The sequence below is a fragment of the Guyparkeria sp. SCN-R1 genome (assembly GCF_003932495.1).
GTDB lineage: Bacteria > Pseudomonadota > Gammaproteobacteria > Halothiobacillales > Halothiobacillaceae > Guyparkeria.
The window spans coordinates 144,442-169,880 of the sequence record NZ_QZMT01000002.1 but is presented as its reverse complement, the minus strand read 5'-3'; the positions used below and the strand labels follow the sequence as shown (position 1 = coordinate 169,880).

Below are 25,439 nucleotides of genomic sequence, written 5' to 3'. Positions count from 1 at the left end.
GGCCACGGTGGCCTCCTCACCCCGCCAGATTTACACCACTTCCCGGGACGCTACCAAACGATGGCCGGCTCGCTTGTTCCTTCACGCGGGTAGCCGTCAAGGCGTTTGCCAAAGGCCGGCGCGTTGGTTACATTCGGCCGACGCAAGGCAAGAATTGGCCAGCAGCAAGGACGAAGACATGGAAGCGACAGAGAATCACGCCGGCCTCGACGGGCTGAGGGTCATGGTGGTCGACGACAGCAAGACCATCCGACGGACAGCAGACAGCATCCTCAGCAAGGCGGGCTGCGAAGTGGAAAGCGCGATCGACGGATTCGACGCCCTGGCCCGCATTGGCGCGTTCGACCCGGACGTGGTCATCATCGACATCCTCATGCCGCGTCTCGACGGCTACCAGACCACGGCGCTGATCAAGAACAACGATCGCTTCGCCGAGACGCCCATCATCCTGCTGTCCAGCAAGGACAGCATCTTCTGACAAGGCGCGCGGCCGCATTGTCGGTGCCTCCGATTACCTCACCAAGCCTTTCAACAGCGACGAGATTCTCGCCGCGGTCGAGCGTTTCGCCGAAGGACGCCCCGTCGCCGACGAAGGCGCGATGGCGGACTGAGAAGGGCGTGGCGACCGGGGTCCGATCGCGGACGCCGGCAGGATCGTATTGAACCGGATTTTTCTAGAGGAACAGGGTAGTGGCTCACATCGTTGTCATTGATGACTCGCCGACCGAGGTGTACGTGCTCCAGCAGATTCTCGAGCGTCACGGTCACCAGGTTTCCGTCGCCAACAGTGGCGAAGAGGGCATCGAGCTGGTGCGCCAGGTTCGCCCCGACGCGGTGCTCATGGACGTGGTGATGCCGGGCATGAACGGCTTTCAGGCCACCCGCACCCTCAACAAGGACAGCGAGACGAGCGGGATTCCGGTGATTATCGTCACCACCAAGGACCAGCAAACCGATCGCATCTGGGGCATGCGCCAGGGTGCCAAGGAGTATTTGGTCAAGCCGGTCAAGGAGGCCGACCTGATCGACGTGCTCAAGAGCGTGCTCGGCTGACGTCATGCAGCGCACAGAGGACGTGTTCGACTATCTCGGCTGGATCAATCGCCAGGTCGATGAGCATGCCGTCGGTCTGCCGAGCAGCGACGACCATGTCAGGACCTGGCAGGGCATCCTGTTTGCCGTCGACGGTCGGCGCATGATCGTCGCCCTGGACGAGGTGCGGGCAATCGTCGCCCCGCCGCGCATGGTGACGCTACCCGGGGCGCGCCCCTGGGTATCGGGTCTGGCCAACCTGCGTGGCGAACTGACCGGTGTGTTCGATCTGGCCCGCTTCTGGTTCGATGTCACCACGCCGGAATCCCGCCACAGCGTGGTCTTCCTCGCCAAGCACGCCCAGGCCTCGTCCGCCTTTCTGGTAGAGCGTTCCTACGGAATCCGCCAGGTTGCCTACGGCGACGAGCGCCCCCTGAGCGATTCCGATCACCACCGCGAGCTTGCGTCCCTGCCGGGCTTCCACCAGGAGGTGCGGCTCAACGAGGAGTGGCTACCGGTGCTCGAGTTCCGGTCTCTACTCGACCACGACCAGTTTCTCAATGCCGTCGCATGACGTCGGCTCCGGGCAGCTGCCCGGATATAACTAAACAATGACGATGAATTCCATTCAGGAGTAAGTGGCAACTATGAGTCTTGGCGCACGGATGGGCGGCATCAGCCGTAAGATACTGATCCTCGTGGTTCTCGCGGTTCTGGCCCTGGTCGCGACCGTTGTCGTGTTCATTTTCGCGGCCCAACGCGAGCAGGAGTTCCTCGACCGCCGTCTTGCCGGCGCCGAGTTGGAGCGTTCTTCGCAGGAAATCACCATCGAGGTGTTGCGTGCCATCCGCGGCAACCCGGGGGCATTCGACCGGGTCCAGTCGGTCCGCGCCGAATTCACCGACAGCCTCACCGCCCTGCAGGGCGACGACCCCGAGCGTCCACAGCTGGCCGTGCCCAATAACCGTCAGGACTTGCTCGGCACCGTCGACAGTCAGTGGGGGACGTACAACGACTCGTTGAGCAAGGTGCTCGAAGGCCGCGAGGCCATCCTCAGCGTCGGCGAGCAGTCCGCGCAGATCGAGGAGATCCTGCCGGACCTGACCGCGGCCTCGGACGAGGTGGTCCAGACGCTGGTCGCCAATGAAGCGCCCAGCCATCTCATCTACCTGGGCACCCGGCAGTTGATGTTCATCGAACGCATCGGCACCACGCTCGACGAGATCACCGGCGGTGGCGAGCAGGCCGTGAACGCCTCCGAGCGTTTCGGCCGTGACGTGGCCCTGTTCGGCGGCGTACTCAATGGCCTGCTCAACGGCAACCGCATGGCACCGCGCGTCAACAACGCTGAAGTCCGCGACGGGCTGCGCGAGGTGGGTGTGCTGTTCGCCACCGTCAACCAGCTTGTATCGGCCGTACTCGAACAGGCGCCGCAATTGCTGGCGGCCAACCAGGCGGCGCGTGAAATCGACCGCATGTCGGGCGACTTCACCAGCGCGACCTCCGAACTGGCGCGCACGCTGGCCGCCGATCAGAACAAGGCATCGCAGTTCCTTTACCTTGGTTATGCCAGTGGCGCGATCGGCCTGTTGCTGCTCGTCTGGCTGGGCGTGACGCTGGTGCAGGAATCCCGCCGGGCCCTGAATGAGACCGAAGCGGCCAACCAGCGTAACCAGGCGGCCATCCTGCGTCTGCTCGACGAGATGATGACGCTCGCCGACGGTGACCTGACCGCGCACACCACCGTGACCGAAGACATCACCGGCGCGATCGCCGACTCGGTCAACTACACCATCGACGCCCTGCGCGACCTGGTCGGCACCATCAACGACACCTCGGTGCGGGTTGCCGCGGCGGTGCGCGCCTCGCAGGACAGCTCGCGGGCACTCGCCGACAAGTCGCGCGGCCAGGCCCAACGCATCACCGAGATTTCCGATGCCATCGCGCAGATGTCCGACGAGATCGAGCGGGTCTCGGTCAGCGCGCAGGAATCGGCCCAGATCGCGGAATCCTCGGTCGACGTGGCCCACCGCGGGGGCGATGCGGTGCGCCAGACCATCAAGGGCATGAACCAGACCCGCGAGCAGATCCAGGAAACTTCCAAGCGCCTCAAGCGCCTGGGTGAGTCCTCGCAGGAGATCGGCGACATCGTCGGCCTGATCACCGACATCGCCGACCAGACCAATATCCTGGCACTCAACGCCGCCATTCAGGCCGCCATGGCGGGTGAGGCCGGTCGCGGCTTTGCGGTGGTTGCCGACGAGGTCCAGCGACTGGCCGAGCGCGTCAGTGACGCGACCCGCCAGATCGAGTTGCTGGTAAACACGATCCAGACCGATACCTCCGAGGCCATGCTCGCCATGGAACAGACCACCTCGAACGTCGTCGACGGCGCCACGCTCGCCGAGAACGCCGGCAAGGCGCTGTCCGAGATCGAGAGCGTCTCGTTGCAACTGTCCCAGCAGATCAACGACATCACCTCGGTGGCCCAGAAGGAGGCCTCCGTGGCGACCGAGCTGCGCGAGGCGGTCAACCGGATTCGCCAGGACACGCAACAGACGGCAGAAAACGCGACCCAGGCCGCCGACGAGATCGGCGAGCTGGGCTCGCTCTCGCAGGAGCTCAACCGCTCCGTGGCCGGCTTCACAATGCCCGAGCGGGACGACGCTCAGGCAGCGGGCTGAGTCCGGCAGGACAGCAGGCGGCCCGGTCGGCCGGCGAGGCAATCGTCGTGACCAGGGCACGGATCTTCCAGCAGGCGGGATGCCGAAAGGCGGTGAATTGAGACATGCGGACAGAAAGGAAAGTCGACGCGATCGTATTCGACTGGCTCCGTGAGGGGCTGGAGGAGCGGCTCGCCGAGCTCTTGAGGGCGCTGGAACAGCTTTCCGAGGGCGAAAACGTCACCGAGCATGTCTTCGACGCCACCCAGGCGTTGCAGACCATCGACCGTGTCTTCTCCATGGTCGACATCCAGCTGGTGCGCGTGCTGGTGCGCACCCAGATGGCCGCCCTCGAGCCGCTCGAAGAGCCGTCCGACGACCCGACGGCCATTTCCGCGCAGATCGAGTCGGCGGCCCTGCTGCAGGCCCTGCTGGATCGTATGGCGGCCGGCGCGGAGATCGCGCCGGCAAGCCTGCTGCCGATGGTCAACCGCCTGCGAGGAACCATCAAGCAGCCGCCGCTCGAGGCCCGCGAGCTGGCCGCGCGCGCCTTCCTGTTGCAGGCCGAACACGAGCTGGGCAAGCGCCCGCACCGCGAAAAGGGGGTGGACGAGGAGGCCGAGTTGCGTCCGCTGTTGCGCCGGATGGAGCGGGAAGTGCTCGCCGTCATGCGCGACGACTGGTCCGTCCTGCCGGGGTTGCGGGATCTGTCGATGCAGATCATCGCTCACGAACCCAGTCGCAGCGCGATCATCGCCATCCGGGTGGTCGGCGAGTTGTTACGGCTGACCGAGTCCGATCCCGATCGTTACGCGCCGATGCTCAAACGAGCGGTCGGGCGGGTCCTGCAGCTCTTCCGCCTGCAGCTTCAGGGGCGCAGCGAGTCAGTGATCAACCATGCCGGCCTGGACTTGGGCGCTTCCGTGCTGCTCTCACTGCTGGAGCGGGTCGACGATGACGAGCCGATCTGTCGCGACCGTGCCGGCGATTGGCTCGAGCAACTGGATCGCGCCGATGTGCCGGCGCGTTTCGTCGGTCTTGATGCCCAGGCACTCGAGGCGGTCCAGCAGGCGCTTGAGGAAGAACTGCTCGCCACCCAGGACGTGCTCGACCTGTTCGTCCGTGGCAAGCGCGATGACCTCGAACCCCTCGGCCGGATCCTGAACAAGTTCGAACAGATGAGCGGGGTGCTGTACACGCTTGGCTACACGGCGGCGGCCGAGGCGCTGGCAGACGGTCGCGAGCGGCTGCAGGCGGTGACTCGAGGCGCCGAGCTCCTCGATGACGAGATGCTCATGGATCTGGCCGGCACGGTCATGTTGGTCGAGCAGGTCATCGACGGCATCCCGCGCAGCATGGCCGACGGCGACCGGGCCGAGGCCCTGCACGACCAGACGGTTGCGAGTTCGATTGGTGCGATCGCCAGCGCGGCGTTCGAATCCCTGAGCGAGGCTCGCGAGAAGATCAACACCGGCCTCGCCGGGCAGGGTGACGGCGAAGCGCCGTCCGACGACCCGTTTGCCCAGGCGGCCGATCGGCTGACCGGCATCGGCGAGGTCCTCCGTCTGTCTGGCCGCGATGCCGCGACCCCGCTGGTCATGGCGCTGGCCCGCTGGAGTCGCGCACAGACCTTCGGTGAGCCGGTCGGCGACGAACATACCCTGTCGGCCTTGAGCGAGATATTCGCTGCGCTCGAGTTCTATCTCGAGAACCTGCGCGATTTCAGCAAGGAAATCGCCCGTTTCCTTGAAGCGCCCAAGCGGCGGATCGACGATCTCTTGGGTGACGCCGGCGACGTGGAGGAGGTCATGGCGTCGGTCGAGGACCACACGACCGAATCGGCGGCGTCCCACACTGCGCCAGACGAGTCCCAGTCGACTGCCGAGGAGGTGCCAGCCGCACCGGTCGACGACAGTCTCGCCACCCCGGACGAGTTGATCGAATTCTGGCAGGTCGAGGAAGAGGAGCTCGCCCCGGATGCCCACGAAGCCGATCGCGCCGATCGCGCCGAGCCTGCCGAAGACGTCGAGCCGGTCGAGGCCGAAACCCGTGACCAGGCGACTGGCGAGGAATTGGAGGCGGCGCTCGACTTCGCACTGGACGAGGGCGAGGAAGAACAGCGTGTTGCCCCGGCGTCGGACGACCTGCCCGACTTGCCCGACGAGGTTGCGGCAACACCGCAAGCCTCGGAAACCCCGGCCGATCTCGATGCCCTGAGCCTGCCGGCAGACGAGCCGACCGAGGAGTCCCAATCGGAGACGTCCGAGGGCGAATCCGAGGAGACGGCGCTGGACTCTCTGCCTCGGGACGAGGCGTCGGCCACTACCGAAACGCAAGCCGTGTCACCGCTCGAGTCGGACGAGGGCACGAGCGTCGTACGGGAGGAGATCGAGGCGACGCAAGTCGCGGATCAGCCGGACGTCGATGCGCAAGCGTTGACGTTCTCCGACACATCGGAGGAAAGCTCGGAGGCCCTCGAGCCGGCTCTCGATTTCGGCTTGGCCGCCGATCAGGACGACGTGCGTTTTGACCAGGCGCAATCGGAACGGCCCGAGTCGCCCGATGATGGGCTGACCGTCGACCTTCCCGATCAGCCGGTGGCCGCACCCGAAGAAGCGGGCTTGTCAGCAGACGAGCAGGACCACACGCTCGCGGAGACCGAGACCGAGACCGAGACCGAGACCGAGACCGAGACCGAGACCGAGACCGAGTCCGAGACCGAGACCGCAGGCGGCCAGGGCGAGCCGCTGACGACCGACGCCTCGGGCAGCGATACGGAGTCTGCGGCCGAAGAGCCGGCTGCCCCGTCCTTCGGCGAGGCGGAAGACCAGTCGTCACCGGAACTGGAGTCCGCGCTCGATTTCGGGCTTGCCGACGACCAGGATGAACTGCGGGCCGCGCCGGCGGAAGCCGCCGATGACGAGATGGCGGTCGACCTGCCCGATCAGTCCGCCCAGGCCCCGGAGCTGCCCGAGGCGGAGGCTGTCGCCACCTCCGCGGACGAGTTCGAGGAGACGCCGGACACCGAGGCCGTCACCGAGCCGGAAGACGACCCGATGATGGCGGAGATGCGCGAGGTCTTTGCCGAGGAGATGGCCGAGACCGTGCCCGACATGGGTGAGGCCGCCGAGGCCTGGCGCAGTCGAGAGGATGCCGAGGCGCTGGTGACCCTGCGCCGCGGTTTCCACACCATCAAGGGCAGTGGCCGAATGGTCGGTCTGGAGACCATCGGTGAGTGGGCCTGGGCCTGGGAACGACTGCTCAATCAGGTGATCGACGGCAAGATCGACGGCGAAAAGGCGACTCGTCAGGGCGCGCTCGAGGCCGTTGCCCTGATGCAGGCGGCACTGCCCGATCTCGAGGCGGGGCAGGCGACGCCCGAGTCTCACTGGGCCGAATCGCGCCGGCTGGCCGAGCGTCTCGAATCCGGCGAGCCCGTTGAGGTGGAGGCCTCGCCCGACGAGGCCACGGCCGAATCCCCGGCGGAGACCGAGACCACCGCACTTGCCGCTCCAGAAGGGGCAATCGAAACCGACGCGGCGTCATCGGACGAGATGTCGGTCGATGCCGAAGCGGTGACGCCGGTCATCGACGATCCGGTGCTGCGAGAGATCTTCGATCAGGAGATCGGCGGCTATATCGACGAATTGCATCGCGAGATCGAGTCCGCGCGCGAGCATGGCGTCGGTCTCGCCTGTGACAACGACCTGGTGCGTCTGCTGCATACCACGCTCGGCTCGGCGCGCACCGCCGGCGTGGACATCATCGCCTCGCTGGCTCGCTATTTGGAGGACTGGACCCGCGCCCTTGCCGAGCATCAGGAGCGTCTGGGCGGTGAGGAACTGGCCCTGTTCTCCGAGGGGGCCGATGCCATCGAGGCATTGCGCCGCTGGGCGGTTGATCCGAGTCTCGAGCAGCCCGACACGACCGATCTGGAACAGCGCCTGGATATCCAGTTGCAGCAAGTGCTGGCCGAGTATGGCGAGGTGGCGGAAAGCGCCGAGGCGCGCGATTCGCGTCAGGCAGAAGACCCCGAACCCTCGCTGACCGCCGAAGATTCCGGCGCCGAGTCCGACGACGTGGCAGAAGAGGACGAGGCGTCCGACGCCTCGGCAGATGAGCCATCGGGCGTCGAGCTCCGGGAAGACGAGCAGACGGTCGATGAAACGGCCGTGGACGATGCCGAACCGGATGAAGTCGAGACAGATCAGGTCGAGTTAGGTGACGTCGAGGCGTCAGGAACCGAAGCGGACCATTCGGCTGGCGCGTCGGTCGGCGATGACGAGGTGGACGACGAGTATGCCGACATCGAGCATCGCCCGGACGATGATCCGTCCGAGCAGGACGAAGACATCCTGCAGATCTTCCTCGACGAGGCCGACGAGCTGCTCGAGCAGGCCGATGCCTACCTGGCCCACTGGCGGGTCCACCCGCACGACCTCGAATCGATCCGTCTGCTGCACCGCAACCTGCACACCCTCAAGGGCGGTGCCCGCATGGCCGGCCTGCTCAATCTGGGGGACGTGGCGCACCACCTCGAGGGACGCCTGGACCTGGCCCGGCGCGACGAATCCGCGGATAAAGAGCCCCTGGTGGCGCTGGTCCAGCACAGTTACGACGTGATTGCCGGCCTGCTCGACCGGGTGCGCAACCAGCAGCCGATTCCGCAACAGCGCGAGTTGATAGGTCGGATTCGCGATCCGGAAGGTGCCCGCCGGTTTGCCGAACGCAACCAGGGCGGAGATGTTGCCCGTTCGGACGAAGCCGGTGGTCAAGGCACGCCATCGCCAGCCGCTGCCGGGCCGGCGCCGCCGACCGTCGAATCAACCGAAGCCAGCGGCGGGTTCGGGCAGGAGGCCGGCGCCGAGCGCCGAGACGATCAGGTGCGGGTTGCCGCGGGCAGCATCGATGCCATGGTCAACCAGATCGGCGAGTCGGTGTTGCTCCAGTCGCGCATCGATCGGCAGGTCAACGGCTTCGAGCGTCAGCTGTTCGAGCTTCAGCAGACCGTCACCCGCCTGCGCAGCCAGCTGCGCCGACTGGAGATCGAAACCGAGACGCAGATCAAGGCCGACCTGATGGAAGAGGCCGGGATCAGTGAGGAACAGTTCGATCCGCTCGAATTCGACCGTTTCACCCAGGTCCAGGAGCTTTCTCGCGGCATCATGGAGTCGCTCGGGGACGTCGCCAATATCGAGGAGAGCCTCAGTTCGCTCACCGAGCAGTCGCAACTCCTGTTGCTGCAGCAGTCCCGTCTCGGGCGGAAGATGCAGGACGGCGTGCTTGCCATGCGTCTGGTTCGCTTCAATGACGTCGCCGGTCGCCTGCGCCGCATCGTGCGCCAGGTCGGTGACGAGATGGGGCGTCAGGCCGAACTGGTGATCGAAAATGGCGATGCCGAGATCGACCGGGTCACCCTGATGGCCATGCTGCCGTCGCTGGAACACATGCTGCGCAACTCCATTGCCCACGGCATCGAGTCCCCCGAGGAGCGACGCGCCGCCCACAAGCCGCCGGTGGGTCGCCTGTTGGTCAACATTGACAGCGGGGGCGGCAATATTACCGTCAGCTTGCGTGATGATGGCCGCGGGCTCGATCTGGATGCCATTCGTCGCAAGGCGGTCGAGCGCAGCCTGATGCCGGCCGACATCGACATCAGTGACGAGGAGGCGCGGTCGCTGATTTTCCTGCCGGGCTTCTCCACCGCCGGGAACCTCTCCCAGGTGGCCGGGCGCGGGGTGGGGATGGACGTGGTCGCCAGCGCCACGCGTGAGCTCGGCGGTTTCGTCGACGTGGGTTCCGAGCAAGGGCGCTACACCGAAATCCGGCTCAATCTTCCGCTGACCCAGGCGATGACCCGCGGGATCCTGATTGCCAGCGGCGACGATCGTTACGCCATCCCCTACAAGGGGGTAGTCGCGGTTACCCGCATGACCGGCGTGGCGCTAGCCGAGCACTATCGTGAGGAAAAGCCGCAGATCGAGCATGACGGCGAGCACTACCCGCTGTATTACCTGGGCGAGCTCCTTTGGGGGCAGCCGCCCGCCGAGACGGCGCAGGACGTGGCGGCGATCCGTCCGATCATGCTGTTTAAGCTGGGCGAGCGCCGTTTCGCGCTGCATGTCGACCATCAGCTCGGTGGCATCCAGCTGTTCGTCAAGTCGATGGGGCCGCAGCTTGGGCGTATTCCGGGCATGTCCGGGGCCACGATCGCCGACGATGGCGACGTGATCCTGGTGCTGGAATTGTTCGAGCTGGTCCAGCAGTTCCAGCGGCGCGATTATCAGCGTCGTCTGGGTACGCAGGCAGGCCTCAAGCCCGCTCGCGCCCGTCCGTCGGTGCTCGTGGTGGACGATTCGCTTACCGTGCGCAAGGTCACCGCCCGCACGCTGGAGCGCAACAACTACGACGTCGTCCTGGCACGTGACGGGGTCGAGGCGCTGGGCCTCCTGCAGGACAGCCTGCCGGATCTCGTGCTCACCGATATCGAAATGCCCCGCATGGACGGCTTCGAGCTGCTGGGTGCGATCCGCAATGATCGATCGGCGGCCGACACGCCGGTGATCATGATCTCCTCACGCACCGGCCAGAAGCACCGCGCGCGTGCCGAGGCGTTGGGCGTTTCCGCCTACCTGGGCAAGCCTTACACGGAACTCGATCTGATCGACACCATCACGCGCCTGCTGCCGGTAGCCGCGGTGGCCGGTGCCGACGAGGGTGCGGGTGACGAGCATGCCGACTGAAGGACAGCAAGCAGCCATGGCACAGCAAGAGCAACCGCAAGCCGGCGAGACCCCGATCCGCGCCGTGCGACTCCCCACGCAGCTGACCGACCTCGAGCTGCTGATCCCCTATGCGCTGATCGCCGAGATCACCGATGTCTCCTTGCCCGAGGGCAGCATTCGTCTGGGGCGAAACGAGGCCACTATCGTCAACTGGCGCGGTCAGCGCGTGCCATTGGTCAGCCTCGAGGCGATGAACGGCGAGACCGTGCCCACCATCGGCCGGCGTGTGCGGTGCGCCATACTCTATGGAACCGATCCCGAGCGGGCCTTGCCCTACTACGCCTTGCTCCTGTCCGGCGTGCCGCGTTCCGAGCAGGTCGAGCGCCGCCAGATCGAGACGGCGGGCCCGCAGGACAACCCGCTCTGGCATGCCGTCGTTCGTCTGGATGGGCGCCTTACGGCCATCCCTGACATCCGCGTGCTCGAGGAGCGGATCGAACAGATGCGCCTTGGCGAGGAAGAGTCGCGAGAATCCCCCGCCATCGAGTAGTCCCTGCCGCGAGTGGTGCTCAGGCACCGACGAAAAAACCCGGCCACTGACGTGTGCCGGGTTTTTTGTTGTGCCCCGCCAATTCCCGGGGCGAGGTGCGCGGGCTGGCTAGCCGTGTCGCTGTGCCCGGACTCCGTGGCGAACGACATTCGTTGCGGCCATGCCGGCCAGTGCGATCACGCTGTAGATCGCCGCACTGGTCACATAGCCACCCAGATACGGCGCTGTGCGCTGGGCGTATTCGAATGCCGCCATGGCTCCGAACTGACCGGAGAAGGCGTAGAAGGTGAGGTTCGAGATGCCGAACGCGATCACGCTGCCCGCGAGCAAGGCCCCGGCAATCCACGCCAGCCCCGCGAAGGTGTTTCCCGAGCCATTCGTCAGTCGCGTGCCCGCGAGTCGCCCCGCGCCCCAGAGGGCGGCATAGGCGGCCAGCACACCGGGATAGGCCGGTGAAAAACAGCTGGCCATTGCCGCGCCATCGAGCCAGACGCTGCCCAGATCGATCGCGACGGCAAGCATCAGCAGACCGCCCAGCACCCGCAGCTGACGGAACCACAGCCCGGCCAGGAAGAAGACCGCCCAGGAGGTATCCGCCAGGTGCAGCGCCGAGCTGAAGTGGTGATAGCGCGTGGCGAGCATCGAGATCGCCATGACAACAAGCGCCGCAATGGCGACAACTCGGCTGGACGGGAAAAGTCGTTCCTGGAGCGGATGGGGCATGGTCGGATGACGTCCTGAAAACCGGGTGGGAAGCGCTTATGTTACCGGCCGTAGCGCAGGCTCACAAACACGCCTCGTGGGGCTTGATTGTATCCATGCTCGATCTGGTAGTCGTGGTCGAAGAGATTGTCGATGCGTGCCTCCACGCGCCAGTCGGCATTGATCCGGTAGGCGCCGCGCAGGTCGGCGGTGACGAAGCCGGCGTTCTCCTGCATGCCGGTGCTTTCCGAATTGCTTTGACCCCTGAGGGTCGCCCCGACGTCGAAGCGCCCGAGCCGTCGATCGACGTCCACGCGACCGTTCCAGCGCGGCTGACGGACCAGTCGTTCCCCTGTCTCACGGTCTTCGGTGGTCAGGTAGGTCAGGCTGGCGCTGGCGGACCAGTTCGCATCGGTGTAAGCAGCGAGGGCCTCGGCACCGTGGATTCGCGCGCGGTCGATATTGACCGGTTCGAAACCGGTCCGGATCAGGTCACGGCCGTTGGTACGAAATGCCGTGAATTCGGCTTGCCAGGAACCCTTTTGCCACTGGAGGCCAGCGCGACTGGTGCGTGTCCTTTCCGCGTCGAGATCCGGGTTGCTGAATCCGGCGAACGGCGCGTAAAGCAGATCGAATGAGGGGGCAGTAAACGCGGTGCCGTGACCGGCGGTGAGTGTCCACTGGCTGGTCAGGGCGTAGGCCAGATCCAGTGAGCCGGTGTTGGCCGTGCCGAACTGTTCGTTGAAATCACGACGAACGGCGGCCTGCAGATCCAGCCGTTCGCCCAAACGGGAATTGACCTGCAGGAACAGGGCGCGATTGATGCGGTCGTTGATCAGGTAATCCGGCGACGTCTCGGCGGAATCCCGGCTCCAGTCGCCGCCCACCGTGATCGTGTGCTGCTCATTGACCTGGAAGTCGTTGGCGACGAACACGGTGTCACGTTGATCGTCGTAGGCATACGCGGGTTGTCGTGCTGACAGAGTGGCGCGGTTTTCATAGAAATCCCGATCGGCACTCGAGCGCCCGGCGCGTGCCCTCAGTTGCCAGAAGCCGATCTGGCCGGTGCTGGCGGAAACACCGAAGGCACGCGAGCTTTCCTCGACTTCGTTGGCCCCGAACGGACCGAAGGTGCTGTCGAACTCGGTTTCCGCTTCCGAGCCCAGGAAGTGGCCACGTATATGCCCACCATCGCCAAATCGGTAGCCCACCTGCCCTTGGGCAGATTGATTCCGATAGCCATCGTCGTCGGGGTCGCTGCCCTCGAAACTGTCGAACCCGTCGGTTTCACGGTGGGACAGGCCGAACGAATAGTCGAACGCCCCCTGCCGGCCACCAAGGTGCGCGTCGGCCTCGCGGTTTCCACGCGAGCCGGCGCCCATACCGCCGGATAGATGCGTGCCATCCGCAGTGCCCTTGCGGGTGAAGATCTGGATCACCCCGCCGCCCGCGTCCGCGCCCCATTGCCCGGAACGCGGGCCGCGCACGATCTCGATGCGTTCGATCTGCGCCAGCGGAATGTGTTCGAGGTAACTCTGTCCGGCTGACGGCAGGCCGATTCGAATCCCGTCAACGAAGACGGCCGTCCGGCTGGCGCTCTGCCCCCAGATCGAGACGTTCGACTGTTTGCCCGGCCCGCCCAGATTGGTCACGTTCAGCCCGGGACGGCCTGCCAGCAGCTCTTCGAGCGACCGTGCCTGGCTGCGCTCGATCTCCTCGCGCGTGATGACGGTCTCGGGCATCGCGGGTGCGATGGCTGGCGCCTCGCGGGTGGCCGTGATGTTGATCGGGCCCAGCCGGTCATCGGCCTGTGATGGGGCGAGGGTAAAAAGACAGGTCAGGCCGGTGAGCCCGGCGGTGAGCGACGACCGTCGCCGTGGGAAAGCATGCGTCATGGATTTGATTTCACGTGACCGACCAGCCCACCGCAGGTCGGGAATGCCGATCAGAGGCCGGTCTCCGGGCTCGTGGTCTAGGGGCGGTTGAAGCCATCCCGGCCGACATCGCCTTCCCGGCCCGGGGCACCCGGGACAGTGGCGTAATGATGTCGGCGTCACCACCTACCGTTGCGGGGGCAGCGCAGGCATTGGACCTGCTTCCCTGTTTCAGTGCCCGCCGCGTTCCGCGGGGGCACCACCTCTGACGTCGGGGCGCATTGTTTGCAATCCGTTGCGCAAAGGCAAGGGGCTAGCGTGAGCCATTCTCATGGCCGAGATGAATCCCCTGTCGGGCGGTGAGCCGGTCGGGCGAAGCGAGCTTGTCGGCTACAATGACGAAGAAGCGCGAAACCTTTTTCACCGGATCAGGCCGTGACATGCCCTCGAATGCCCCTCCCACCATCCAGGCGACCCGTACATTGGCCGAAACCCGCCTGTTTCGCGTGGAGGGCGTGGATCTGTGCTTTGCCAATGGCACCGAGGTGCAATTCGAACGTCTCAAGGGCAGCGCCAACGGCGCGGTGATCGTCGCGGCGGTGACCGAACGTGACGAGTTCGTCCTGATTCGCGAATACGCCTGCGGCACTGAGCGCTACGAGCTGGGCCTGCCCAAGGGCCGGATCGATGCCGGCGAAACGCCGGTGGAGGCCGCCAATCGTGAACTGAGGGAAGAGGCAGGCTTCGCCGCCCGCCGCCTGACCCGGCTCAACGAAATGACCATGGCGCCCACCTATTCCGGCCAGCGCACGCAGCTGGTGCTGGCCGAATCGCTTTACCCGGCCCGTCTGCCGGGCGACGAGCCCGAGCCACTGGAGGTCAGTTTCCTGCCAATGGCCGATCTCGATGACTTTGCCGCCTCGGGCGATTGTTCCGAGGCAAGATCACTGGCCGCCATGTTCCTGGTGCGGGCGCACCGGCAGCTACGGGAAAGGGAAGGGAGCGCATGACGGATCGTGTAGCCCCGATGGGGGATTCAGCGGCTGGCGAGATCCCTGGTGTCGATGCCGCACTGCTCGCCGAGGTGCGGGCGATTGCCGCGGCGGCCGGGCGGGCAATCATGGCGGTCTACCGGCAGGACTTCGTGGTCGAACGCAAGGCGGATGCCTCGCCGGTCACCGAGGCCGATCTGGTGGCCAATCAGCTGATTGCCGATCGTCTGGCCACCCTGGGTGACGGCTGGCCGATCATCACCGAAGAGGGGCGTGCCCCGGCTTGGCGTGAGCGCTGCTCCTGGCCGCGCTACTGGCTGGTCGATCCGCTCGACGGCACGCGCGAGTTCGTCAAGCGCAATGGTGAATTCTCCGTCAATATCGCGTTGATCGATGGCGGCGTGCCGGTGCTGGGTGTCGTGCTCGCCCCGGCGATCGATCTCGAGTACGCGGCGATTCGCGGTCAGGGTGCCTGGCGCTATCATGACGAGCCCGGCCCCATTCAGGTGCGCGCTCCGGCCGATCCGCCCACCCTGGCGCTGTCCCGTTCGCACGCCAGCCGGCGTGAAATGCAGCTGATCGACACCTTCTCCCGACCGGGAGCCGAAGCCAGCGTGGTGCGCTGTGGCAGTTCGCTAAAGACCTGCCTGGTGGCCGAAGGCAAGGCGGATCTCTACCCCCGCCTGGGGCCCACCTCGGAATGGGATACCGCTGCCTCGCAGTGCGTATTGGAGGCCGCCGGCGGCCAGCTGACCGACCTCTCGGGCCGCCCGCTGCGCTACAACACCCGCGAATCGCTGCTCAACCCGATGTTCGTGGCCCACAACGGACTAAATCTGGATTTCGATCGGTTGCACGAGATCGCCGCGCTTTGAAGCGCTCGCCGGTGGGGACCAGCCCCCGCCTGCAGCGGGAGCTGGCTGTTACTCGGGCTCGGGCTTGCCGGCGCGGATGCCGGCCTTGAGGTTGTCCCAGTGGGCCCAGTTCTCGGCGCTCGGCGGCATCTGCAGATGAAAGCCCAGCTTTTCGATATGGTCGCGCACGGTGGTGCTATCGGTGCGCGCGAGCTGCCGGTCTGCCGATAGGTCCAGCGCCATCACGAACTCGAGTTCACCCAGGCGCTCGCGCACCATTTGATCGAGTTCGTCCATGTCCTGTCCCTCGCGCACGAACAGATACATGTCGGGGTTCTTGCGACTCTTGAAGATATGCGCCTGCATGACGGGCCTGACCTGCCTAATTCACCGATGGATGGGTGGGCGATTGTCGCAGATTCCGCATCCTCCTGCCCTCGCCTTGACTATCGGTAGCCCGGGAACCCTCCGGGGTAGCGGCCGGAGTAGCCGGGCTCCTTGATCGGCTGGCCGTCGCTGGAATACGGATCGCGTGGCGGGCGATCGCCATCGCGCGGGCGATGGTAGGGCGGTGGTCTGTGGTTCGGGAAGGGTTGGCCGCTGTCGAACCAGAGCGAGAAGCCGTCGTCGTCCAGGCGCATGCCGCCATGCGCGGGATCGCGGTAGCGATCGTAGGGTGGCAAGTGCTCACCCCGCGGGTAGTAGGGGGTGTAACGGGGCTCGTCGCGCCACGGGGCGACCACGACTACCTCCGGGTTGGACAGGCGTTGCTCGAGGGCGCGCCGCTCGGCCTCTTCGCGTGCACGCTGCTCGGCCTCGACACGCTCGTCGTATTCCTCGGCAATCCGCTTGATGCCCTCGCGAGCCGCTTCGCCCCCGCTGCCCGCCTCCGGCGCCGTGATGGTCTGTATCTCCATCTTGCCGTTGCAGGGCTCATCGGAGTAGACGATGCGCCCATCCGAGTGGATGCACTTGTAGACGGTTTCGGATTCCTGCGCACTGGCCGCGCCGGTCGCCTCCAGGGTCAGGGTCAGGGCCAGGGCGGCCATGCCAATGGCGGCCGGCAGTCGTAATGAGGTATGCAACCGGATCATCCTGCTCGCGCCCCGCGTGGTTGTCTTCAAGCTCGTTATCCCTAACGGGTATAGACCAGTTTGTCGCGGTCCGGTTTCGCCCTCGTCCGGTCGAGTCATTGATCCGAGAGGGCCGCTTCGATGTCCTTGGCCTTGGGCGCACCCTTGCCGGCCAGCTCCTGGGCAAAGACGTCCAGCCGGTGGCCCTCGAGCAGGTCGAGCAGGGCCTCGCGTCGTTGCCACTCGACCAGGTCCGGCCTGCCCTTCATCAGCCGGTTGCGCACCTGCTCGGCGAGCGGGGCGAAGGTCACCCGCAGCATGCGATCGCGCTCCGGCTGGCGCTCCGTCTTCTCCAGGCGCTTCTCGGCGCCCTCGAGGTAACGCGGCAAGGCGGCAAGCCGTTCCTCGCTCGCCAGCCAGATCAGGCCGGGGTGGACCAGCAGGTCGATCTGGTCGCCGATCTCCTTGGCCGCCTCGATCACCGACAACGGCAGCCGCCCGCTCAGCTGGCGGCGCAGGCGATGCTGGTGCTCGAGGATAGCCTTGATCCGCTGCGCGAGCGCCATGGCCCGGCGCGGCAGCTCGCCATCGAGACGGGCAAGACGCTGACGGAAGGTATCGGGGTCGCGAATCGGTGGCTCGCCGGCGACGGCCAGTTCCCAGGCCGCGCGGAAGATCAGCTCCTGGTCGAAGGCGCGGTCGGCCCGCCGGGATGCCTGCATGCCCTCACTGGGGACCGGGCGTGGGGATTTCAACCGGCTGTAGTGCAGACGGACGGTGTCCAGCGAACGGTCGCCGCGCAGGTCGGACTCGGCCTGGCGGACCATCTGGGCGCGGGCCAGCAACATCAACCGGACGACGCCGGTCTCGTGGACCCGGCGCGCGCGCCCGGGATCGTCGATCAGTTCGATCGCGACGTGATCACCCTGGTCCACCAGTGCCGGGTGTGCTTCGACCTGCGCGCCCGCGCTTTCGACCGTGAGCTTTTCCGGCAGCTCGTCGAAGTCCCATTCGGTCGCCAGGTGATCCTCGAGGCGGTGCTTGCTGCGCTGGTTGAACGCCTCCTGCGCGCGTTGGGCCTGCCGGCCGCGCAGGGCGTTGATGTCGCGGTCGGCATCGATCGGCTCGCCGTCCTCGTCGACGGCCACGAAGCGCATGCGCAGGTGCTCGGGCAGCTTCTGCTCGTCGAACAGGGCCGGGTCGACCTCGTGGCCGGTCATGCGGCGCAGTTCGTCGGCCACGGCCTGCGAGAGCGAGATGTCGGTGTCGGTGATGCGGTCCTCGACCGCCTCGGCAAAGCTCGGGGCCGGGACGAAATGGCGTCGCTCGGCCTTGGGAAGCGCCCGGATCATCGCCTCGATCTTCTCCCGGCGCAGGCCCGGCACCAGGTGCGTCGTCGGCGGGATGTCGATGCGGTTGAGCAGACCGAGCGGCACGTGCAGGCTCACGCCGTCGTCCGGCTCGCCGGGGGCAAAGTGGTACGAGAGCTTCAGTCGATAGCGGCCCGCCTGCCAGTGATCGGGCAGTTCGGACAGCCGGCGGTCGTCGGGCTCGGTGGCCAGCAGGTCGTCGCGGGTCAGTTCCAGGTGTGCGGCCGCGGCGCGGTCCTTCTTGATCCAGTGATTGAGCTTGCGCGCGTCGGTGACATCGGCCGGGATGCGGGCCTGGTAGAAGTCGTAGAGCGCCTGATCGTCGACCAGGAAGGCCGGTCGGCGCAGCTTGGCCTCGAGCGTGCGGATCTCCTCGATCAGTGCCTGGTTGTGTTGCCAGAACGGCTGGGCCGACTCGAAATCCCCCTCGACCAGGGCCCGGCGAATGAAGACGTCGCGGGCGGCGACCGGATCGATCGCGCCGAAATCGACCCGACGCTTGGTGACGATCGGCAGGCCGAACAGGCGCACGGTCTCGAAGGCCGTCACCCGGCCGGATTTCGGGTCCCAGTTGGGCTCGTTGTGCTCGTGGGTCACCAGGTGGCCGGCCATCGGTTCGAGCCAGCGCGGATTGATGGGCGCGTTCATGCGCGCGAACACCTTGGAGGTCTCGACGATCTCGGCGGCCACCATCCACTTGGGTTGGGCCTTGACGGTCACCGAGCCGGGGAACAGGTAGAAGCGGCGGTTGTGTGCGCCGAGATAGACCGTTGGCGCGCGGCGCTTCTTGCCGCGATGATCGCCGGCGGCCTGCTGGTAGCTCTTCGGGGGAGCGGGGTCACGCATCCCGACGTGGTCGAGTAACCCGGCGAGCGCCGCCTGGTGCAATTGCTCGATGCGAGCGGCCAGCGCGCCGGGGAGTTTCTGCTTTTCGCCTTCCTCGGGCTTGTCCGGCATCACGATTGGCTCGAACTCCGGCAGGCGGATGCGGAACATCTCGTCGACCGACTGGCGCAGCTGACCGACCAGGTCGTGCCACTCGGTCAGGCGGTTGGCGTTGAGGTAGCGCTTGATCGCCCACTGGCGGGCCTGGCGGCGGCTCTTGTGGCGGCGTACCTCGTGCCAGGCCGACCAGAGCGCGAGCGCACTGGCGAAGTCCGAATCGGCCAGGGCGAAGTCGCGATGGGCGGCATCGGCCGCACCGCGTGCCTCGGTCGGGCGTTCGCGCGGGTCCTGCAGGGCGAGGAAGGCGGCGACCACCAGCATGTCCTCGGTGGCCCGGTCGCCGTGCTCGCGGGCCGCGACGATCATCCGGCCCAGGGTCGGGTCGATCGGCAGGCGCGAGAGTCGGCGGCCGATCTCGGTCAGTCGGCCGGTCTCGTCGAGGGCGCGCAGTTCGAACAGGTGCTTGCGGGCCGAGGCCAACTGGCGGGGTTCCGGCGGCTCGATGAAGGGGAACTCCTCGGCCCTCCCGAGCTTGAGCGAGTCGAGTTGCAGCAGCACCGAGGCAAGGTTGGAGCGCAGGATCTCCGGGTCGGTGAAGGCCGGCCGTCCGTCGAAGTCCTCTTCCTCGTAGAGCCGGATGCAGACGCCTGGGGCGATCCGCCCGCAGCGCCCGGCACGCTGGTTCGCCGAGGCCTGCGAGATCGGCTCGATGCCGAGTTTCTGCAGTCGGGCACGCGGATGGTAGCGGCTGATCCGTGCCACGCCCGAGTCAATCACGTAGTGAATGCCCGGCACCGTCAGCGAGGTCTCGGCGACGTTGGTCGACAGCACGATCCGTCGGCCGGCGTGCGGGGCGAACACGCGCTGCTGGTCGGATGCCGACAGGCGCGCGTACAGCGGCAGGATCTCGGTGTTCCGCAGACCGTGGCGCGAGAGCTGACGCTCGGTCTCGCGGATCTCGCGCTCACCGGGCAGGAACACCAGGATGTCGCCGGGGCCCTCGTGGACCAGCTCGTCGACCGCGTGCATCACGCCGCGGGCGACGACCGAGCCCAGCTCCTCGTCGCGGTCGGATTCCGGTGGACGATAACGCACCTCGACCGGGTAGCCCCGGCCGCTGACCGAGATGATCGGCGGACGGCCGTCGCGCTCGTCGGCAAAGTGCTCGGCGAAGCGCTCCGGGTCGATGGTCGCCGAGGTGATGATCAGCCGGAAGTCCGGCCGGCGCTTGAGCAGGCGCTTCATCACCCCCAACAGGAAATCGATATTGAGGCTGCGCTCGTGTGCCTCGTCGATGATCAGCGCGTCGTAGCGCAGCAGGTCGCGGTCGTGCTGCAGCTCGGCGAGCAGCAGGCCGTCGGTCATCACCGCCACGCGCGAGTTCGGGCGGGTCTGGTCGGAGAAGCGCACCTTGTAGCCGACCGCGGTGCGCCCGTCGCCGCCCCCATCCTCTTCACGTACGCCCTCGTCGAGTTCTTCGGCCAGCCGGCGGGCGACGTTGCGTGCCGCGATCCGCCGCGGCTGGGTATGACCGATCAGCCCGCGGCGGCCGTAGCCCAGCTCGAGCAGCATCTTGGGGATCTGGGTCGTCTTGCCCGAGCCGGTCTCGCCGGCAATGATGGTGACCGGGTGGGACTGGATGGCCTCGAGGATCTCCTCGCGCGCGCCGGAAACCGGCAGGCTCTCGGGGTAGTCGATGTCGATCGCCAGCGCTTCGCGCGCGGCCACCTCGTCAGCGGCGGCCGTCACGCGGTCGAGCAATCGGTGCAGGGCCTGCTCGTCGGGCGTGCCTTCCTCGAGCCGGCGCAACTGCCGGTCGACCTGTGGCAGATGACGCAGGGCCAGGTGATCGCGATTGGCGTTGATATACGCGAGAATGCTCGCCGGATCGGCGGTGTCGACGGGATGACTCATCCGACCCATTGTACGAGATGGCATGGGTTGGATCGCCACATACTGGACACGGATGGTTAGTCGCCCGATGGCCCGGGCCGAACACGCACTCACGCAGAGGTTGCCCCATGCCGGAAAACGTCAGTTTCTTCGCCGCCCTGGCCGTCGGGTTTTTCGGCGGTGTGCACTGCGTCGGCATGTGCGGCGGGATCGTCGGTGCGCTGACCTTCGGCCTGCCCGCCGAGACGCGCGAGCGCGCCTCGCGGCTGTTCCCCTACCTGCTTGCCTACAACCTCGCCCGGATCACCTCCTACACCGTCGCCGGGGCGATTGCCGGGACGATCGGTCTGCTGGGGCTGTCGCTGGTGCCGATGCAGCAGGCCCAGTTGGTGCTGCTGGGCATCGCCGGGCTGTTCATGGTGATGATGGGGCTGTACGTCGGCGGCTGGTGGTTCGGGCTGACGCGGATCGAGCGCTTCGGCTCGCGGCTGTGGCGCTTTATCGAGCCGGTGGGGCGTCGCCTGATGCCGGTGAGCACGCCCACGCAGGCATTCGGACTGGGGCTGGTGTGGGGCTGGCTGCCCTGCGGGCTGGTCTACAGCGTGCTCATCTGGGCGCTGTCGGCGGGCGGCCCGTTGCAGGGCGCGCTGCTGATGCTCGGCTTTGGCCTGGGCACGTTGCCCAACCTGCTCGCGATGGGCGCGTTCGCCGGGCAGTTGTCGGCGTTCGTGCGCCGGCCCTGGGTGCGCCGGGTCGCCGGCGGCATGGTGATCGCCTTCGGCGTCTACCAGCTGCTGGTGGCCGGCGCGCGCCTGTCCGGCTGAACGGTTACGCTCCGCGCGCCCCCAATCCCGGTCTGCGGCCTTAGCCGGCTATCACAAAGTCGTCCAGCCCCTCGGGCGGCTCCTCGCGCACCGCGAGATCCTCGACCCGTGCCCGTGGCGGCCCGTCACGCAGTTTTTCCAGCATCGTCGACACCGCAGCCGTGTCGCCTTCGAATACCGCCTCCACCCGGCCGTCGTCGAGGTTGCGGACCCAGCCGGCCAGTCCCAGCGCCTGCGCCTGCTGCCGGGTGAAGTCGCGGAAGAACACGCCCTGCACGCGTCCGCTGACATGCACGTGTCGCCGGGTGATGTCTGCCATGGTCATCTCCCTCGGATCTGGATTCAGTCGGGCTCCTGCGCCTCGGCCGTCTGCGAGTCGTGCTTCACGCGAGCCGCCTCGGGGACCTCCAAGTGAAGCAGGGTGCCCGGTCCCGTGCCCTCGCGCACGATGTGCAACTGGCTGGCGTCGTGGTCGAAGGCGATGCCTTCCCACTGCTCGATGCGGGGCAGCGAGCGCGATGCGACCGGTTGGCGAATGGCCTCGCTCCAGCGTTCACCCACATCGCGGCGGAAGAAATACAACGACGAGTAGGTCAGTACCGCCAGCAGGCGGCCGTCGGGCGATAGCGCCATGCCGGTGGGCAGGCTGGTCTGGCGGCCGGTCAGCGGCGAGAGCAGCCAGTTGATCGGGTCGGTGGGTGCCAGGCCGCCCATCGGGCCCAGCAGGCGTGCTTCGTGCACCTCGGCACTGGCCAGGCGCTCACGCGGGCTGCCCTCGTCGGGGAACGGCTGGCGTGCCGACAGTGGCAGGGCGAACAGGCGCGGCGGGTCCTCACGCTTGGTGAGCACCAGGATCTGGTCGTCATGCGGGTCGACAACCATGGCCTCGGTATCGGCCGGCCCGTCAGGATAGCGAAAGCGCAGCAGATGGGTCGGCGTGGTGGTGTGTGTCGTGACCGATCGTGGCAGTTCGGTCGGCTCGTCGATGAACCACAGCGCGTAATCCGGCCAGCTGTCGCGATTGTCGCCGGTGTCGGCGACCACCAGGCTGTGCGAGCCATCGATTCGGAAGCTGTCGATCGCCTCCCAGTCGCGTTGGGTCACCCCGTCCAGTTCGAGGCTCAGCAGGCGTCGCCCTTCGTGGTCGATGCCATGCACGAGCGGGGTGACGCGCTGCATGGAGCCGGGGTCGTTGATGTTGTCGTTGTGCGTCCAGAGCAGCCCGGCATGCTGGCCGGACTGTGTCAGCCCGGATGCCTCGTCGATGGCGCTCGGCAACTCGCGCTCCGCCGGGGCGGGTGGTGCGGCCCACAGGGGAATGCTGGCGGCTCCAAGCAGTAGGAGCAGCAGCCCGGTTGGCCAGCGGTGTGGGTCACGTTCGATGAGGGCCATGATCAGCGACAGGGTGAGCAGACATGGGAACGCCTCGCCCCACTAGGGAAGCTCTGCACGAATACGCAACGCCTCTGCGGGTCGCCAGGCGTCCAGATGCAAGGCGCAGTGCGCCGACCAATGGCGATGGTCATTGGCAAGCGCTGCAACACCGCAGATGGGCGCTTGGCGGCCCGCCCTGCGGGGCTTGCCGGCTTGCCCGCCATCGGTGTTGCCGATTCTCGCCGGGCAATGAGCCCACCTTCCAATCGGCGCCTTGATGGCGAACAAGCCGGTAAGCCAGAGGCATTGCGTATTCGTGCAGAGCTTCCCTAGGGCATCCCGGTGGGGCGGGGCGTGTTTCTGGATCGGCCGTTAGCCGGATCGGTTCAAGTGGGATTCTCGCAAAGGGGCGAGGTTCCCCGGGCACTGCCGCCGTGGCGGTCAGGCCGGGCCGTCTCCGGACTTGTCGACCCCCGCGCCACGCGTGTCGAAACCGATCAGCTTGTAGACCGGGCAGAAGTTGATCACGCCGGTGGCGAGAGGAATGATGCCGATGTAACCCCACCAGCCGATCACGCCAAACAGCGCCAAGGCGATCAGCAAGACGCCGACCACGATGCGCAACCACTTGTCGATCATTCCCACGTTGGCAGTCATCTCAGCATCCTCCGGTTGAGCGGGTTAAAAAGTCCATGCCCGGAGTGTAGTCACTCGGGCGGGAATTTCCCGTGCTCGACGCGGTGTAGCGCGATGCGCTTCTCGAAGAAGATGCTGAAGTCGGCGTAATCCCAGCGCGTGATCGGCGGCGTGGGGTGTTTGCCCGTGGCGGGCACGGGGGCGTGGCGACGCTCCGGCTCGCCGAAACGGGCGATGACCTGCTCCTGGGTCAGGCCGTGGACCGCGGCCGAGCGGTCGCCGCCCTGGGCGAGTGTCGGGCTGGCGGCCAGGATGCCGGCGAGTGCCAGCAGGGCGACGGCCAGCGGCCGGGCGAGATGCGTCAGCGGGGTCATGATCGGCTCCTTGTCTTGCATTGATGACTCGTTCCCTGAATGATCGTCTGTCGCGCCCCGGTGGCCGGGCGGTGCCGATGCCCCGCTGGGGGCGGCCCGGCGGCCGGCGCGGCGGGGTGTTCGGCGCGATTGTCGCTAGTCTGCGTCACGCCGCCGTTGGCTGCAAGCGGGATGACCGGCGGCGCGGGTTAGACTCTCGTCCCGATACGTGGGCACGAATCGGCGGTTTCACGGTCGAAAAGGCCCACGACGAGTCGATTCATGTCGGCTCTCTCACGATATTCACCTACAGCACAGCAGGGGTCTGCATGCGGCGGACATTCGAATGGATGATCGGGTTGCGCTACACGCGCGCCAAACGACGCAACCGGTTTGTGTCGTTCATTTCGGCCACCTCGATCATTGGCATCACCCTCGGCGTGACCGCCCTGATCGTGGTGATCTCGGTGATGAACGGCTTCCAGGACGAGCTGCGCGAGCGCATCCTCGGAATGACCGCGCACGTCACTGTCAGCGAGCGGGGCGGCTCACTGGGTGACTGGCAGACGGTCGCCGAGCGGGTCGGCGAGGAGCCGTCGGTGCAGGCGGTCGCGCCCTACGTGCAGGCCGAGGCCATGCTGTCGGCCTCCTCGGAGGTCTCGGGGGCGATTATCCGCGGCATTGAGCCGGAGCGGGAATCGCCGGTCACCGACATCGGAGCGCACATGAAGGAGGGGGCGCTTGACGCCCTCGAACCGGGCGAGTTCGGCATCGTGCTGGGCTCGGCGCTGGCGCGCTCGCTGGGCGTGGAGCTGGGGGACCGATTGATGCTTATCAGCGCGGACGTCGCAGTCACCCCGGTCGGCGGCATGCTGCGCCAGCGGCGCTTTACCGTGGTGGGGCTGTTCGAGGTCGGCATGTACGAGTACGACCGCGGCACGGCGATGATCCACATGGCCGATGCCCAGGCGCTGTTCCGCACCGGCGAAGGCGTCTCGGGGCTGCGTCTCAAACTCGACGACATCTTCGGTGCGCCGGCCGTGGCGCGGGATCTCAACCAGCGGCTGGGCTACCCGTACGTGGCGCAGGACTGGACCCAGTCGAACGCCAATTTCTTCCGCGCCATCCAGATCGAGCGCACGGTGATGTTCATCATCCTGTCGCTGATCGTGGCGGTGGCCGCGTTCAATATCGTCTCGACGCTCGTGATGCTGGTCACCGACAAGCAGGGCGACATCGCCATATTGCGCACGCTCGGCGCCAGCCCGGGTTCGATCATGATGATCTTCATCATCACCGGGGTGGTGATCGGTCTGATCGGCACGCTGGTCGGGGTGGGCGTGGGCGTGCTGATTGCCGAGAACATCGGCGTGATCGTGCCCTGGATCGAAGATTTGGTCGGCACCCAGTTCATGCCTGCGGACGTCTATTACATCAGCGAAGTGCCCTCACGGCTCGACTGGGGCGACGTCGGCCTGATAGGCCTGATGGCCTTCGCGCTCTCGTTCCTGGCCACGCTGTATCCCGCGTGGCGCGCCTCCCGTGTCCAGCCGGCCCAAGCGCTCCGCTATGAATAACG

At 66.6% G+C, this 25,439-nt stretch carries 18 protein-coding genes, 1 pseudogene and 1 riboswitch; of the genes and pseudogenes, 10 read left to right on the top strand and 9 right to left on the bottom strand.

What is annotated here, in order from left to right; all coding sequences use genetic code 11:
- Positions 1-178: 178 nt before the first annotated feature.
- The 6 genes and pseudogenes from D5687_RS02220 to D5687_RS02195 all read left to right on the top strand — a co-directional run bounded on the left by D5687_RS02220 (position 179) and on the right by D5687_RS02195 (position 10,970).
- A pseudogene (locus D5687_RS02220) lies at positions 179-611 on the top strand (PleD family two-component system response regulator).
- 79 nt (positions 612-690) lie between these two features.
- Positions 691-1,053, top strand: a complete 363-nt coding sequence (locus D5687_RS02215; protein ID WP_125198129.1) for a response regulator — start codon at positions 691-693, stop codon at positions 1,051-1,053.
- A gap of 4 nt (positions 1,054-1,057) precedes the next feature.
- Positions 1,058-1,606 carry a chemotaxis protein CheW gene (locus tag D5687_RS02210; RefSeq protein WP_125198128.1) on the top strand — a complete coding sequence of 183 codons (549 nt, stop codon included), beginning with the start codon at positions 1,058-1,060 and terminating at the stop codon, positions 1,604-1,606.
- Positions 1,607-1,679: 73 nt separating this feature from the next.
- A complete protein-coding gene (locus tag D5687_RS02205) occupies positions 1,680-3,716 on the top strand; it encodes a methyl-accepting chemotaxis protein (RefSeq protein ID WP_125198127.1) in 2,037 nt (678 codons plus the stop codon).
- Positions 3,717-3,820: 104 nt separating this feature from the next.
- Positions 3,821-10,438: an Hpt domain-containing protein gene (locus D5687_RS02200; protein ID WP_125198126.1), complete on the top strand. Its 6,618-nt coding sequence runs from the start codon at positions 3,821-3,823 to the stop codon at positions 10,436-10,438.
- Complete coding sequence (locus D5687_RS02195; protein ID WP_125198125.1) at positions 10,428-10,970, top strand: chemotaxis protein CheW; 543 nt, start codon at positions 10,428-10,430, stop codon at positions 10,968-10,970. The genes D5687_RS02200 and D5687_RS02195 overlap by 11 nt, the downstream gene beginning before the upstream one ends.
- Positions 10,971-11,078: 108 nt before the next feature.
- Here the strand turns inward: D5687_RS02195 and D5687_RS02190 are convergent, their stop codons facing one another.
- Together D5687_RS02190 and D5687_RS02185 are read right to left on the bottom strand one after the other, a co-directional pair.
- On the bottom strand, positions 11,079-11,693 hold the full coding sequence (locus D5687_RS02190) for a hypothetical protein (RefSeq protein ID WP_125198124.1): 615 nt from the start codon (positions 11,691-11,693) through the stop codon (positions 11,079-11,081).
- A 41-nt stretch (positions 11,694-11,734) separates the two neighbouring features.
- Positions 11,735-13,567, bottom strand: a complete 1,833-nt coding sequence (locus tag D5687_RS02185) for a TonB-dependent receptor domain-containing protein (RefSeq protein WP_125198123.1) — start codon at positions 13,565-13,567, stop codon at positions 11,735-11,737.
- 37 nt (positions 13,568-13,604) lie between these two features.
- Positions 13,605-13,828, bottom strand: a riboswitch (cobalamin riboswitch).
- Positions 13,829-13,941: 113 nt separating this feature from the next.
- On the opposite strand from D5687_RS02185, the gene nudE reads away from it, so the two are divergent.
- A complete protein-coding gene (nudE, locus tag D5687_RS02180) occupies positions 13,942-14,556 on the top strand; it encodes an ADP compounds hydrolase NudE (RefSeq protein ID WP_370271291.1) in 615 nt (204 codons plus the stop codon).
- The gene (cysQ, locus tag D5687_RS02175; RefSeq protein ID WP_370271290.1) at positions 14,553-15,413 is read left to right on the top strand and encodes a 3'(2'),5'-bisphosphate nucleotidase CysQ; all 861 of its coding nucleotides are present in this window, start codon (positions 14,553-14,555) and stop codon (positions 15,411-15,413) included. The genes nudE and cysQ overlap by 4 nt, the downstream gene beginning before the upstream one ends.
- Before the next feature lie 48 nt (positions 15,414-15,461).
- On the opposite strand, the gene D5687_RS02170 is transcribed toward cysQ, so the two are convergent.
- The 3 genes from D5687_RS02170 to hrpA form a co-directional block, all read right to left on the bottom strand.
- Entirely contained in the window at positions 15,462-15,758 is a 297-nt protein-coding gene (locus D5687_RS02170) for a YcgL domain-containing protein (RefSeq protein ID WP_125198122.1), read from the bottom strand.
- An 80-nt stretch (positions 15,759-15,838) separates the two neighbouring features.
- The gene (locus D5687_RS02165) at positions 15,839-16,516 is read right to left on the bottom strand and encodes a DUF4124 domain-containing protein (RefSeq protein WP_158611716.1); all 678 of its coding nucleotides are present in this window, start codon (positions 16,514-16,516) and stop codon (positions 15,839-15,841) included.
- A gap of 65 nt (positions 16,517-16,581) precedes the next feature.
- Complete coding sequence (gene hrpA / locus D5687_RS02160; protein WP_158611715.1) at positions 16,582-20,694, bottom strand: ATP-dependent RNA helicase HrpA; 4,113 nt, start codon at positions 20,692-20,694, stop codon at positions 16,582-16,584.
- Between the two features lie 107 nt (positions 20,695-20,801).
- On the opposite strand from hrpA, the gene D5687_RS02155 reads away from it, so the two are divergent.
- Positions 20,802-21,497 (top strand): sulfite exporter TauE/SafE family protein, encoded by a 696-nt coding sequence (locus tag D5687_RS02155; RefSeq protein ID WP_125198119.1) that lies wholly within the window; start codon positions 20,802-20,804, stop codon positions 21,495-21,497.
- Between the two features lie 40 nt (positions 21,498-21,537).
- Here D5687_RS02155 and D5687_RS02150 read toward each other — a convergent pair whose 3' ends face one another.
- The 4 genes from D5687_RS02150 to D5687_RS02135 form a co-directional block, all read right to left on the bottom strand.
- Positions 21,538-21,816, bottom strand: a complete 279-nt coding sequence (locus D5687_RS02150; protein ID WP_125198118.1) for an acylphosphatase — start codon at positions 21,814-21,816, stop codon at positions 21,538-21,540.
- A 23-nt stretch (positions 21,817-21,839) separates the two neighbouring features.
- Complete coding sequence (locus tag D5687_RS02145; RefSeq protein WP_125198117.1) at positions 21,840-22,889, bottom strand: hypothetical protein; 1,050 nt, start codon at positions 22,887-22,889, stop codon at positions 21,840-21,842.
- A gap of 423 nt (positions 22,890-23,312) precedes the next feature.
- Complete coding sequence (locus D5687_RS02140; protein ID WP_125198116.1) at positions 23,313-23,528, bottom strand: DUF2892 domain-containing protein; 216 nt, start codon at positions 23,526-23,528, stop codon at positions 23,313-23,315.
- A 50-nt stretch (positions 23,529-23,578) separates the two neighbouring features.
- Positions 23,579-23,902 (bottom strand): hypothetical protein, encoded by a 324-nt coding sequence (locus D5687_RS02135; protein ID WP_240031390.1) that lies wholly within the window; start codon positions 23,900-23,902, stop codon positions 23,579-23,581.
- Positions 23,903-24,189: 287 nt separating this feature from the next.
- On the opposite strand from D5687_RS02135, the gene D5687_RS02130 reads away from it, so the two are divergent.
- Positions 24,190-25,437: a lipoprotein-releasing ABC transporter permease subunit gene (locus D5687_RS02130; RefSeq protein ID WP_125198115.1), complete on the top strand. Its 1,248-nt coding sequence runs from the start codon at positions 24,190-24,192 to the stop codon at positions 25,435-25,437.
- The last annotated feature ends 2 nt before the right edge of the window (positions 25,438-25,439 follow it).